11 protein-coding genes are annotated in these 13,278 nt (G+C 69.8%); 6 read left to right on the top strand and 5 right to left on the bottom strand.

Translation table 11 applies throughout. The annotated features are described in order from the left end of the window. Window positions 1-286 precede the first annotated feature (286 nt). The 5 genes from CM1CMNOD_RS10080 to CM1CMNOD_RS10060 all read left to right on the top strand — a co-directional run bounded on the left by CM1CMNOD_RS10080 (window position 287) and on the right by CM1CMNOD_RS10060 (window position 6,415). On the top strand, window positions 287-1,123 hold the full coding sequence (locus CM1CMNOD_RS10080; RefSeq protein ID WP_013873549.1) for a formylglycine-generating enzyme family protein: 837 nt from the start codon (window positions 287-289) through the stop codon (window positions 1,121-1,123). Window positions 1,124-1,244: 121 nt separating this feature from the next. Beyond that, window positions 1,245-1,568, top strand: coding sequence for a Sec-independent protein translocase subunit TatA (tatA, locus tag CM1CMNOD_RS10075; protein ID WP_013873548.1), 324 nt, complete (start codon window positions 1,245-1,247; stop codon window positions 1,566-1,568). Between the two features lie 51 nt (window positions 1,569-1,619). Then, entirely contained in the window at window positions 1,620-2,615 is a 996-nt protein-coding gene (gene tatC, locus CM1CMNOD_RS10070; RefSeq protein WP_013873547.1) for a twin-arginine translocase subunit TatC, read from the top strand. A gap of 281 nt (window positions 2,616-2,896) precedes the next feature. Then, window positions 2,897-5,623 (top strand): DEAD/DEAH box helicase, encoded by a 2,727-nt coding sequence (locus CM1CMNOD_RS10065; protein WP_083828473.1) that lies wholly within the window; start codon window positions 2,897-2,899, stop codon window positions 5,621-5,623. Window positions 5,624-5,854: 231 nt separating this feature from the next. After that, a complete protein-coding gene (locus CM1CMNOD_RS10060) occupies window positions 5,855-6,415 on the top strand; it encodes an EF-hand domain-containing protein (protein WP_013873545.1) in 561 nt (186 codons plus the stop codon). 388 nt (window positions 6,416-6,803) lie between these two features. On the opposite strand, the gene CM1CMNOD_RS10055 is transcribed toward CM1CMNOD_RS10060, so the two are convergent. The 4 genes from CM1CMNOD_RS10055 to CM1CMNOD_RS10040 all read right to left on the bottom strand — a co-directional run bounded on the left by CM1CMNOD_RS10055 (window position 6,804) and on the right by CM1CMNOD_RS10040 (window position 10,527). Then, entirely contained in the window at window positions 6,804-8,039 is a 1,236-nt protein-coding gene (locus CM1CMNOD_RS10055) for a cytochrome P450 family protein (RefSeq protein WP_013873544.1), read from the bottom strand. A 527-nt stretch (window positions 8,040-8,566) separates the two neighbouring features. Beyond that, window positions 8,567-9,793 carry an OsmC family protein gene (locus tag CM1CMNOD_RS10050; protein WP_013873543.1) on the bottom strand — a complete coding sequence of 409 codons (1,227 nt, stop codon included), beginning with the start codon at window positions 9,791-9,793 and terminating at the stop codon, window positions 8,567-8,569. A gap of 271 nt (window positions 9,794-10,064) precedes the next feature. Beyond that, window positions 10,065-10,286 (bottom strand): hypothetical protein, encoded by a 222-nt coding sequence (locus CM1CMNOD_RS10045; RefSeq protein WP_043603454.1) that lies wholly within the window; start codon window positions 10,284-10,286, stop codon window positions 10,065-10,067. Between the two features lie 49 nt (window positions 10,287-10,335). Further along, window positions 10,336-10,527, bottom strand: a complete 192-nt coding sequence (locus tag CM1CMNOD_RS10040; RefSeq protein WP_237703067.1) for a TetR family transcriptional regulator C-terminal domain-containing protein — start codon at window positions 10,525-10,527, stop codon at window positions 10,336-10,338. Window positions 10,528-10,627: 100 nt separating this feature from the next. On the opposite strand from CM1CMNOD_RS10040, the gene CM1CMNOD_RS10035 reads away from it, so the two are divergent. Beyond that, on the top strand, window positions 10,628-10,903 hold the full coding sequence (locus CM1CMNOD_RS10035; RefSeq protein ID WP_202797694.1) for a hypothetical protein: 276 nt from the start codon (window positions 10,628-10,630) through the stop codon (window positions 10,901-10,903). Here CM1CMNOD_RS10035 and CM1CMNOD_RS10030 read toward each other — a convergent pair. Further along, on the bottom strand, window positions 10,896-13,278 hold a 2,383-nt coding region (locus CM1CMNOD_RS10030), incomplete at its 5' end, for a Tn3 family transposase (RefSeq protein WP_131773963.1). The genes CM1CMNOD_RS10035 and CM1CMNOD_RS10030 overlap by 8 nt on opposite strands.

The following is a 13,278-nucleotide window of genomic DNA, read 5'->3' as shown; positions in this document are numbered from 1 at the left end:
CACTACAACGCCACCCCGGCACAGGAGCAGGCACTGGGCATCCCGGCCCTGGCCGCCCAGCTCGCCGCCGACCGCACGAGCTGACCCCCGAACGGTCGACCGCGGTGGTCCGCCTGCCCGGGGCGGGGCGGACCATCCGTCCATCACCGCCCCGGTCGAACACAGGATGACCAAAAGCCGAACAAAGAGAGACGCCGTGTCTGCTTCCTGCTGCACCCCCGGTCGCGATCCCGTCGGCATCGCGACCGTCACACCCGTACGCCTGTCCGCACCCCGAACCAGGCGTATGGTCCAGCTGCCCGGCGGACGCTTCCTGATGGGCACCGAGGACAACGAGGGCTACCGCGCCGACGGCGAGGGCCCGGTCCGGGAAATCGAGCTGAACCCGTTCTCGATCGAACCCACCACGGTGACCAACGCCCAGTTCGCCACATTCGTCAACGCGACCGGATACGTCACCGACGCCGAGCGGTACGATTTCTCCTTTGTCTTCGAGGGTTTCCTGTCCGAGGAGCTCAACCGGGTCTCGTCGGCCGTGCACACCACTCCCTGGTGGCGTGCCGTGTCCGGAGCGGGATGGAAGCACCCCGAGGGGCCGGGTTCGTCGGTCGCCTCCCGGCAGAACCACCCGGTCGTGCACGTCTCGTGGAACGACGCGCAGTCGTACTGTGCCTGGGCCGGCGTCCGGCTACCCACCGAAGCCGAGTGGGAGTACGCGGCGCGGGGCGGGCTGGAACAGCGCCGTTACCCGTGGGGGGACGAGCTGACGCCCGGTGGGCGGCACCGGTGCAACATCTGGCAGGGTGACTTCCCGAACCTCAACACCGGCGAGGACGGGTACATCGGCACCGCCCCGGTGAAGTCCTACCGGCCCAACGGCTACGGCATCTACAATGCCGTCGGCAACGTCTGGGAATGGTGCGCCGACTGGTTCAGCGCCACGTTCCACGTGACCGGACCGCGCACGAACCCGACCGGGCCGCCCGACGGTCACGCCAAGGTGATGCGCGGCGGATCACACATGTGTCATGCGTCGTACTGTAACCGGTACCGTGTCGCCGCACGGAGCTCGAACACCCCGGACAGCTCCGCTGGCAACATCGGCTTCCGTACGGCGGCCTGAGGTGTCGTATGCCCGTCATGCGCAGGACATCGGACCGCCGTCTGACGGGGCAAGGCTGGCCGACGTAGCATCAAACACGCCCCGGTCGACGGGCCGGGCACCGGAGCAAAGGACGCATGCCATGCCCAACCTCGGTACCCCCGAGCTTCTGATTATTGCGTTCGTCGTCATCCTGCTGTTCGGTTCCAGGAAGCTGCCCGACGCCGCGCGTTCACTCGGGCGCTCACTGCGGATCTTCAAGGCGGAGACCAAGGGGCTCAGCCAGGACGAGCAGGCCCAGGCCGCCGCCCCCTCGGCCGCCGTACCGCAGCCGCAGCCCCAGCAGCCCCAGGCACAGCCGGCTCCCCGGCCCATCGAGGCCGGCCAGCCGTCCGTCGCCTCGCAGCCGGCGTCGAGCGGCGTCAACGGCGCCTCCGCCGCCGCGGGCGACAGCACCCGGGGCTGACCGGGTCGAAGACCATCAACCGCCTTTCCCACGAGCAGGAGTAGCCGGCCCGTGCCCGCGTTTCCCACGCCACGGCGGATAGCGCAGGCGGTGCAGTTCCGCCGTACCAGGACGGTCGAGGACAGCCGGATGTCGCTCACTGAGCACCTGCGGGAGCTGCGTGACCGGCTGGTGAAAGCACTCGTCGCGCTCGCCATCGCCGCGGCGGTCTGTTTCTACTTCGAGCCGCACATCTTCAACTTCCTCAAGGAGCCCTACTGCTCCCTGCCCGCGGACGTCCGCTCCGGTGTCGACGGGCAGTGTCAGCTGGCGTTCTTCGGCATCCTCGACGCCTTCATGATCCGGCTGAAGATCTCGATGATCGCAGGGGCGGTCTTCTCCTCGCCCGTCTGGCTCTACCAGCTCTGGTCGTTCATCACGCCGGGCCTGCACCGGCACGAACGCCGCTGGTCACTGATGTTCGTCGGCTGTTCGCTGGTCCTGTTCACCCTCGGCGCCTTCTTCGCCTACCTGACCCTGAGTACGGGGCTGGAGCTCCTGCTCGGATTCAGCGGGGACGGGCTCGTCAGCGTCCTCGACGTCAACAAGTACCTCAGCTACGTCATCGCCATGCTGCTCGTGTTCGGGCTGTCCTTCGAGATCCCGCTGCTGGTGGCGATGCTCAACCTGGCGGGCGTGGTCAGTACCGCCAAACTGCGCTCGTGGCGGCGCGCCGAGATCTTCCTCGTCTTCGTCTTCGCCGCGATCGTGACACCGAGCCAGGACCCGTTCACCATGATCGCCCTCGGCCTGCCGATGGTCGTGCTGTACGAGGTCGCCCTCGTGATCGGATGGGCCAACGACAGGCGCAAGGCCCGCCACGGCGACACCTCGCCCTACGCCGGCCTCGACGACGACGAGGCGTCACCGCTGGACCTCGACCTGCCGCATCCGATGGCGGGAGAGCAGACGAGGCCCACGGCGTCCGCCGACCCGGTGGGTACCGCCGTCGGCGCGACCGGTGCTCCGGACTCCTCGCCGAACACCACCCACATCGACATCACCTGACATCACCTGGCATCGCTGATATCACTTGGCGTAACTTAATGTCGTCCGGCATCGCCTGACGGCACCTGGCGGCACCACCCGACATGATCATCCAGTTCATCCGAGCGGGCGTCCAGCCCGGTCCGCCGGCCATGTCGAAGCCGACCAGGCCCGGTGAACATCCGCCCGGCAACGGCCCGGCGGCGTGGGCGTAGGCTGACGAAGTGTCCACCGCGCCGGCGGGCCCGCCGTCCGGGCCCGGGGCTTTCCCCGCGGCCATACCCACGGCTCTGACCGACTTCATGGGCGGTTATCCCTTCGGTCTCGACCCCTTCCAGATCGAGGCGTGCACCGCGCTCGACGCCGGTGAGGGCGTCCTGGTCGCGGCGCCCACCGGGGCCGGTAAGACGGTCGTCGGCGAGTTCGCCGCCCACCTCGCGCTCGCCCGCGGGCAGCGCTGCTTCTACACGACCCCGATCAAGGCGCTGTCGAACCAGAAGTACACCGATCTCGTCGCCCGCCACGGCGCTGACGCGGTCGGCCTGCTCACCGGCGACACCACCCGCAACCCGGACGCGCCGGTGATCGTCATGACCACCGAGGTCCTGCGCAACATGCTCTACGCGCAGCCGGCCGGGCGGGAACGCCTCGACCGGCTCGCCTTCGTCGTCATGGACGAGGTGCACTACCTCGCCGACCGGCAGCGCGGAGCCGTCTGGGAAGAGGTGATCATTCACCTGCCGGCGTATGTCCAGCTGGTGTCGCTGTCGGCGACGGTGAGCAACGCGGAGGAGTTCGCGGACTGGCTGATCACCGTCCGCGGCCACACCCGGGTCGTCGTCTCCGAGCACCGCCCGGTGCCACTGTGGCAGCACGTGCTGGCCGACCGGCAGCTGCACGACCTGTTCGTCGCCGGCCCGCTCGCCCCCGACGGCGCCCCGCACACCCAGCGGGACGCGGTGGCCCCCGAGACGTCCGCCGCCGCGCGTCCCCGGATCAACCCGGATCTGATCCGCCTGTCCCGGCAGGACAGCCGCCGCCCACCGCGGCCGCGTGGCCGGGGCGGGGCCGCCGCCGCACCGCGCGAGCGGCCCTGGGTACCCAGCCGGCCCGAGGTCGTCCGCCATCTCGACCGTGCCGGGCTGCTCCCGGCGATCACCTTCGTGTTCAGCAGGGCGGGCTGTGACGCCGCGGTGTCCGCCTGCGTGCGCGCCGGCCTGCGGCTGACCACGACGGAGGAGCGGCAGAGCATCCGCGAGTACGTACGCGCCCGTACCGCGAGCATCCCCGCGGACGACCTGCGCGTACTCGGCTACTGGGAGTGGCTGGACGGTCTTGAGTGCGGCATCGCCGCGCACCACGCCGGGATGCTGCCCACGTTCAAGGAAGTGGTCGAGGAGCTGTTCGTCCGCGGCCTCGTGCGTGCCGTGTTCGCCACCGAGACCCTGGCACTCGGCATCAACATGCCGGCGCGCACGGTCGTCCTGGAGCGGCTGAGCAAGTTCAACGGCGAGACCCGCGCCGACATCACCCCCGGTGAGTACACCCAGCTCACCGGGCGGGCCGGGCGGCGCGGCATCGACATCGAGGGGCACGCGGTCGTGCTGTGGCAGCCCGGTCTCGACCCGGTGGCCCTGGCCGGGCTGGCGTCGGCCCGTACCTATCCGCTCCGGTCGTCGTTTCGGCCGTCGTACAATATGGCCGTCAATCTCGTCGGGCGACTTGGGCGGACCGAGGCCCGGAGTGTTCTTGAATCGTCCTTCGCACAGTTCCAAGCCGACCGCGCGGTCGTCGGTCTGGCCCGGCAGGTCCGCCGCAACAGCGGCGCGCTCGACGAGCTGGCCGCCGAGCTGACCTGCGAGCAGGGCTCGGTCAGCGAGTACGCGCGCCTGCGTGAGGAGATCCGCGCCCGCGAGGCGGCGTTGTCCCGGGAGGGTGCCAACCGCCGCCGCGCAGAGGCGCTCGAGGCGCTGTCCAGGCTGCGGGTCGGGGATGTCGTGCGCGTCCCGGCCGGTCGGCGCAGCGGCCTGGCGGTCGTGCTCGACCCCGGGGTGAACGGCTACGGCGACGACGGCCCGCGTCCGGTCGTCCTGACGGTGGACAGGCAGGTCCGCCGGCTGTCCACCGTCGACTTCCCGATGGCCGTCGAGGCGCTGGGCCGGGTGCGGGTGCCACGGACGTTCAACCCGCGCTCACCGCAGTCACGTCGTGACCTGGCATCGTCGCTGCGTCAGGTCGACGTCCCGCCCGAGCAGGGGCGGCGGGCCCGCGCCCGGGCCGCCGCCGCGGACGACGCCGAACTCGCCCGGCTGCGCCGCGCGCTGCGCGCCCATCCCGTGCACGGCTGCCCGGACCGGGACGCGCACCTGCGCGTCATGGACCGCCACGCGAAGCTGCGCCGGGAGACCGACACCCTGCAGCGACGCATCGAGAACCGCACGAACACCGTTGCGAAGATCTTCGACCGGGTGTGCGCGGCTCTGGAAACGCTGGACTACCTGCGAGGTGACACCGTCACCGACGTCGGCGCCCTGCTCAGCCGCGTCTACACCGAGCAGGACCTGCTCGTCGCCGAATGCCTGCGCGACGGCGTGTGGGAGGGGCTGTCACCGGCCGCGCTCGCCGCGGCGGTCTCCACGCTCGTCTACGAGCCCCGCGGCGAGGAGACGGCGGCGACGAAGACACCTGGCGACCCCGGGCTGCGGGACGCGCTTACGGCCACGGCCCGCATCGCCGGCCGGCTGCGCGACGTCGAGGCCGCCCACGGGCTGGACTTCCTGCGCCCGCCCGAGCCCGGGTTCGCCTGGGTGGCGTTCGGCTGGGCGTCCGGGCAGTCACTGGAGAAGGTCCTGACCGACTCCGGCCTGGACCTCACCGCCGGTGACTTCGTCCGCTGGATGCGTCAGCTCATCGACCTGCTCGACCAGATCGTCCAGGTCGCCCCGGAGGGTTCGACCGTGCGGGGCACCGCCCGAGCGGGGCTCGACGCCGTCCGCCGCGGCGTCATCGCCTACGCCATGTCGATATAACGCTCCACCTGGCACCTGGCACCTGGCACCTGGCGTCTGGTGGCACGGGCCCGGGCACCGCGGCCGCATCGGCGGTGCCCGGTGGCGTCGGGCACCGCCCCGCCCGACCATCACTCAGAGATATAGATCTATGACTTTCCGTCCTCGTAGACAACAATGATCGTCACTAATGTGAACAGGAGGGAGGCGTATCCGTGACCTTCCAGATCGACCACACGAGAGGACAGGAACATGACCACCGCCACCAGCGATCCCATCAACATCAAAATTGGGCAGGTGTTCGACACGCTGGACGCCAACCAGGACGGATATGTCGACTGGTCCGACTATCAGCGGCTGATCGACCGCCACATCAGCGCGTACCGCCTGGACCGGAACGACCGCAGGGTCGCCGCGCTCACCGCGACGTACGCGATTTCCTGGCAGGAAATCCTCCGCCACGCCGGCTCGAGCAGCGACCGCCTGACCAAGGACGAGTACGTCGCGGCAACCCGCCTGGCGAGCATCGACACCAGCCGGATAAACCTGATCGAAGGTCTTCCGCACGCGGTCTTCGACGTCATCGACGTCAACGGCGACAACGAGGTGAGCGGGGACGAGTTTGCGCGCTACACGCAGGACGTCTGGGGAATCGCCGCCCCGGACGCCCTGGAGGCCTTCACGGCTCTGGACATCGACGGGGACGGACTCATTTCGCGCCAGGAGTTCATCCGGGCGTTCCGGGAGTTCTATTTCTCCTCCGACCTGCATGCCCCGGGCAGCCTGCTCTTCGGACGCCTCGTAGGCGCCTGACACCGACGCTTCTCACCTGCCTCGCGGGCAGCGTCTGCCGTGATCACTCCCGGCGGGCGCTGCCTCCGCCGGCCGCCAACAAGGAAAATCCACGCGTCGCGACGGCGTCCGGAGGCAGCGGCCCGACCCGGGACCAGGTCCGTCGCGCCGTCACGGCAATCCCGTATCCGGCGCGAACCACGGCCCAGCGGGCCGAGCCGGCTGATCGATGCCTTCAGCTATCACGAGCCGGATACCGGGCAGCCCATCGCGGCGGCACTGGCGCGATATCTGGCCGGGGCCGACCGGGCAGCACGCTGGCCCGCATGCCTGCCGCCTGGTGACCTGGTGGGCGCCCGCTGCCGGAGGGGCGCATCCGGCCCCTCTTCTCCCCGCCTTCCCGTTGCTGTCAGGCGTCGCCGAAGCGGACCGGAAGCTCGAGGAGGCCGCGGAAGGACGACGCCGCGGGCAGCCATCGAAGGTTCTCCGGTGCCACATCGAGCGCCAGGTTGGGCAGCCTGCGCAGCAGTGTGCCGAGGGCGGTCCGCGCCTCCATCCGGGCCAGTGACACACCCAGACAGTAGTGGACGCCGTACCCGAAGGCCATGTGCGGATTGTCCGTCCGGTCGACGTGCAGACCGTCGGGGTCGGTGAAATGCGCCGGGTCGTGGTTCGCCGCGTTGAGGACGACGGTGACGATCGAGCCCTTCGGAATACGCACCCCGCTGTACTCGACATCCTCCGTCGCCAGCCGGAAGCTCGCCACCGGGACCGATCCGTTGAACCGGAGAAGCTCCTCGATCGCGCCCGGCAGGAGGTCCGGGTTCCTCGTCACCAGGTCAAGCTGGTCCGGGTTCGTCAGCAGCGCGGTGACCGCGTTCCCGATGAAGTCGGCCGTTGTCTGGTGACCGGCGAACAACAGCAGGAAGGCGGTCGAGACCAGCTCCTCCTCGGAGAGTTTCCCACCGCCATCACGGGCCGCGATCAACGCGCTGATCAGGTCGTCGCCAGGCCGGTCGCGCTTGTTCCCGACCAGCTTGGTCAGATAGGCGTACAGGTTCTGCTGCGCCTCCTGGATGGCGGCCCGGTCCTCCTCGTTGCTGCGCCCGGCTGTGCCCTGGGTGCGGATGACCTGCGTGCCGCTGAAGAACTGCTCGCGGTCCTCGACCGGGACGCCGAGAAGTTCACAGATGACGTTCATCGGCAGCGGCAGGGCGAACTCGCTGATCAGCTCGGCCCGGCCGGCGGGCACGATCGGGTCCAACAGGTCATCCACGACCTGTTGGACGCGCGGGGCCAGCGCATCGATACGGCGCGGGGTGAACGCCTGGGAGACCAGGCGGCGCAGCCGGCTGTGTTCCGGCGGGTCCGCGTTGAGCATGTTCCGGTTCAACGCGACCGACTTCTCCCCGAAGACCTGCAGGTAGAGGTCCCCGGCCCGGTCGATGTCCTTGCTCAGCCGCGGATCGGAGAGCACTGCCCTCGCGTCGGCGTACCGGGTGACCATCCAGGTCTCGAACCTGGGCGTCCGCACCCGGCAGACCGGCGCGTTCTCCCGCAGCCGGGCGTACGTCGGATACGGGTCGAGACGGAACTCCGGGGTGAAAAGCTCGGCCGCGGGAACCGCCTGCGTGACTTCACTCATACTGGATTCCTTCTACTGGATGCTTCCACCAGGCGCGTCGACGCCCGATATCCGGGGATCTCGCTGTGGATTCGTCGATAATCAGAGAACCCAGCCTTTCGGATCTCGTCAGATCTCATCGGATTCCACCGGATCTCGTCAGATCTGCTTCGCGGATTCCGCCGGCGCGCCGGTCGGATGACCATACGCCCTGATCCGATCTTTCGATCATGATATCGAGAGCGAAAACGGCTGCTGTCACGACCGTTTAATCTCTCGGTTTCATGATTCGGCCGTGTTCGATGCACGCGCGCACGTCACGGCATCGACAGTATGAGACCGACGCCGCCCACGCCCGTCGACAATGAAAATTCGGCCGGGTCACGCGTCACCGGACATCGGCATTTCTCCGCTCTCCGCTTCGTCCTCCCCGGCGGCCGAGAACTCCCGGAAGACGTGAATACCGTCAGTAACCAGCCAGTTTTCCGGCCGATTTGCCGCCTGTCTCCACGGATATCTCCGCGGACGCGGCCTGCCACGCTGCACAGTCACATCGCGGAACGCAGGGTGATCTGACGGATATACCAGGTGACGACCCGTCGGTCGTCGGATGCGGCCAGGTCATCCAGCGCCGCCTGGAGGGAGGCCACGTCATCCGCGGCCAGCGGCACCGCCGAATCGCTGCCCCACACCCGCAGGTTGAGCGCGAACAGCGTCGCCGCGGCCGGCAGAGCCACGGGCCACTCCCGGACGCCGTTGCGCACGACATCGCCCACCGGCGAGGGGTCGAACGCGGCGAGCAGCGGACCGGCTTCCAGACTCGCGCCACGGGCGGCGACGACGTCACGCGCCAACGCCAGATATCGGACGAGCACCGGCTCGGCGCTGTCGATCCGCTCGGTCTCCTCCAACAGCAGCACCCCTCCCGGGGCAAGCTGGGTGAGCCAGCTTTTCACCCTGATGGCGGGGTCGGGCAGATGGGCCAGTACCCACCGGGCGTAGGCCACGTCCGCGTCCGCGAGGGGGAAGGGCGTCCGGGTCAGGTCGTGGACGACGAACTCGAGCTCGGGCGCGACGTCACGGGCTGTCCCGACATGCGCGGCGGAAGCGTCGATCCCGACCGTGCGCCGCGCCTGGGACGCCTCGGCGAGCATCCGGGTGCTGTGCCCCGGCCCACAGCCGAGGTCGAGCGCGAGCCGGGGCGACCTGGGCGCCTCATCCGCGATCAGGAGGCGGGACGGGGTGTCGAAGACGTCCGCCAGCAGGGCGAGTCGTTCAGCGGCGACGCTCGAGTCCCCGAACGCGTAGGTCGGCATCCGGACGAAGGTGGGCTGTACGTCGACCTCGCAGCGCAGGCTGTTCGCGATGTAGCACTCCTGGTGGGCCAGCTCCACCAGGCGGTGCAGCCGCTCGAGCGGGACGTCCCCGGCAACCACGATCCGTGGCCGCAGCAGGATGTGGCTCAGGCCCGTCCTCCGCCCATGAGGCATGACCGCCTCCGCCTCGTCGGAGTAGCCACGGACGTCCACCCGAGCCCGGGCCGCCACCGCCAGGAAGGACAGCAGCTGGCAGGAGGCCGCCGCGAGCAGCAGGAGCTGTTCGGGGTTGGGATGCTCGGGTGAGCCGCGGAAGGCGGGGTCCGCGCTGAGTGGGACGCCCGCGGGCGCGGGCGGGCACTCGCCGTGATGCCCCCGGTCGTACCCTTCGTAGCCGGCGGCCGTCGAGCCCTCCCAGCGGCAGCGGGCCTGGTAGCGGTGCTGTCCGTGCGGATCCACCCGACCTCCTGACAAGAGGGGAAAGACCTCCGCCGCCACCCGGCGGGCGCGGCCCGGACCACCCGCCCTTCCGTGCCGTGCCAGGTGGTGTCCGTGCCAGGTGGCGCGGCCTGAGACCGCCAGTGTGTCAGTTCCGCCTGATGGGCAGTTCCGCCTGATGGGCAGAGCGCGCTCCGACGGCCACGGCGATGACGGGATGATGACGGGACCCGGCCGGACGCACGGCCGGCGTGTCGCTCATCGACGAAGGCTGGCGATCTCTCGGCTGTCGTCAGGCGGTTGCCGGAGCCTGCGCGGCACGCCAGCCGGCGGCGCCCACGGGTGCCGCGCCCAGCGGCGGCTCGCCGTCCGCGATCCGTTGCCGGTCGCGTCGGGCGACCTCCTGGCGCAGCAGCGGGATGAGTTCACGGCCGATCGCGACGGTGTCGTCGTAGACGTCGAAGCGGGTGCACTCCCTACCCGGCGGACAGCAACTGCCACACCAGCGACCCAACGCACCCAGCGGTTGTTCCTCGGGCGGCCGGACGATCCGTTTAGCCGGATCAGTGGGCCAGATCGTCGAGGTGCTGGCGCAGGACGGCGCGGATGCCGGCTGGCGTGACGCCGAGCGGGTCGGCGATGCCCTGCACGGCCAGGCCGTCCAGGAGCGCGTGCAGCCGGGCCGTCTCCACCTCGGGACCCCGGTGGGTGGCGAGGCGGCCGAGGTCGCCGAGCTGGCGGACGACGGTCCGCACGACATGGGGGTCGAGTAGGAACCAAGCAGAGAGTGCAGTTTGGTGTCACATGATTTGACACCCGGATTGAGCTGGCTGTTCGCTGTGCCGCGTGGATAAGGTGAGTGACCCGCGGGTGGGGTTTCTGCGCTCGGATGTGGAGCGCTTCTGTCAGCAGCTGGACGGGCTGGCCCCGGCACTGCGGATGCGGTTGCTGGAGGAGCTGCGGAGCGCGCTGGTGGGCGCGTTGGACGAGGCCCGGGTGGAGGCGATGGCGGCGGCCTCGGATGAGGGGTGGGGGCTGCGGCGGATCGGTACGTTCTGCGGGGTCTCGCATGAGCAGGTACGGCGGCTGCTGGCCGAGCGGCAGGCCGGGGGCGGCCCGCCGGTCAGCTGACGACGGTCTCCCGTGTGGTGCGCAGGGGGCGGAGCTTGCCGGCGGCGAGTTCGGGCGAGAGCCGGAAGTGGTAGCGGCCGATCATGCGGATGTGGTCGTGGCCGAGCGGGGAGAGGCGGGCGAGGTCGGCGTCGGAGATGTGGTGGCCCTCGGCGCGGAGCTGGTTGACGGCCTCCTGGATATACACCGAATTCCACAGAACGCAGGCATTCAGGACGAGTCCCAGCGCCGATAGCTGATCTTCCTGCCCCTCTTTGTACTTTTGCCGCAGTTCGCCCTTCTGTCCGTAGAAGATGCGGCGGGCGAGTTCGTGGCGGGACTCCTGTCGGTTGAGCTGGGTGTTGATCTTCCGGCGGAAGAGTTCGCTGTGGTAGTAGCAGGCGAGGAAGGCGGAGCGGTCCAGTCGGCCGATCTGCATGACCGCGCGGCCGAGCGGGCTGGGGCGGCCTTGGCCTGCGAGGACGGGCAGGATCTGGGAGGCGCGGACGGTGCCCTCGCGCAGGGAGCCCGCGAGGCGGAGCAGGTCGTCCCAGTTCTCGGTGATGGTGCGCATGCGGATGCGGCCGCCGGTGAGCGGGTTCAGCGGGCCGTAGTCGGCGGCCGGGTCGGCGCGGTAGAGCAGGGTGTGCCCGGCGTCTGCGAGGCGTGGGGAGAACTGGTAGCCCAGCAGCCGGAACAGGCCGAAGATTATTTCGGAGGCGCCTGCGGTGTCCGTCGCGATCTCGGTCGGGTTCAGCGAGGTCGGCTGGTCGAGGATGCCGTCGAGCAGGTAGAGGCTGTCGCGTCGGGTGCCGGGGATGACGATGTGGTTGAAGCCGCTGTACTGGTCCGACAGGTAGTTGTAGAGCGTGATGCCTCTTGCGGCGAAGTACTTCGGGTTCGGCCCGGAGTTGAGGACCCGCAGCGGGGTGGCGAAGCGCAGGCCGTCGGCGGAGGCCAGTTCGCCGCCGCCCCAGTGCCCGACGATGGGCAAGGTGGCCTGGTAGTCGACCAGGACCGCGTTCGCGAGGCGGAGGGTCTCGGCGCGCAGGTAGTTCTGCTCGACCCAGAACAGCTGGTCGCGGGAGCGGCCGAGCTCGTCCTCGGAGACCATCGCCTGGATCCCGATATTGCATGCCTCAGCCACCAAAACCGCCACCAGCGAAACGATCAGATGCTCGGCGCGGCTGCCCGCTTCGGAGACGTGGTGGAAGTGGTTCAGGAACCCGGTCCAGGCGTGGACTTCGAGGAGGAGTTCGGGGAGGTCGACGGTGGGGATCCGGGCATCTACGGCCTCGCGTAGGTCTTTGAGGCTGGCCGGTTCGGTGAGCTTGTCCAGGCCGGTGAGGACGAGGTGGTCGCGCAGCCTGCCGTTCTCGGTGCGCTGCTCGATACGGACGTGCGGGTCGTCGGCGAGCCCGGCGGCCAGGCGCCGGTAGTCGTCGTCGAGTTCGCGGCACCAGCGGCCCAGGTCGACGCCCGGCTTTGCGGACAGGCCGAGGCTGCGGCACACCCGGGTGCGGGCGTTCTCCCAGGCGGCGTCCTGGAGCAGGGCCTTGCGGGGGTCGCCCCACTTGTCCAGGCCGGGCACGAACACGTCGTGGCGGCGCAGAGCGCCGCGCAGGGCCTCGGCGGTGCCGACGATCCAGGCGTGCTTGTCGACGCCGCCGGCGTGCTCGCCCTCGGTGGGGAACACCCGGGTCTGCCAGGTGGGTCCGAGGTGGCCGGTGGGAACGGAGGGGAACAGCTCGCTCTGGCGGGTCTTGGCCAGGGTCCGCTCCAGTTTCGGCAGGAACCTCAGCGCCTCCATCAGGGGGCCTGCCTCTTCGACGCCCTCCAGGTCGAGGTGCTTGGCCAGGCGGCGCAGCGGCTGGTTGATGGTGCGGTAGCGGGCGGTCAGTTCGGCGGCGATGGTCTCGGCCTCGGGCCGGGCCAGTTCGCCGACGGTGCGCGCGGCCTGGTGCATGGCGGTGATGTCGAGCAGGTCGAAGCCGCTGCGGACGTCCTGCTCGGGGTCGGCAGCGGCGTGACTGAGGGTGATCCACGCCTCGCGCAGCATCAGGGCGGCGGAGTCCAGGTCGCCCAGGGTGCGCATGCGCTGCTTGGCGGCCAGGTTCGCTGAGGTGCGGGCGAGGTCGGACATCAGCATGTCGAAGACCTCGATCGCCTCGTCCGCGGCGCGGGTGCGCATCGCGGCGGCGAACGCCACCAGGGTGGCCATCCTGCGGGGTTCGGCGAGGTCGGCGACCGCCTTGGCGCGGACCGAGGAGACGTAGCGGGACAGCGAGTGCAGGCGGCCGGCGGGGATGGCGGCCAGGTCCCAGGTGGAGGCGCCGAGCTTGTTGAGCTCGATGAACCGGTCGATGGCCTTGCCCGCGCCGGGACCGGTGATGTCG

It is taken from the genome of Protofrankia symbiont of Coriaria myrtifolia (genome assembly GCF_900634755.1).
Lineage (GTDB): Bacteria > Actinomycetota > Actinomycetes > Frankiales > Frankiaceae > Protofrankia > Protofrankia coriariae.
The sequence above is the reverse complement of the archived record's forward strand: the minus strand, read 5'-3'. Positions and strand labels throughout refer to the sequence as shown.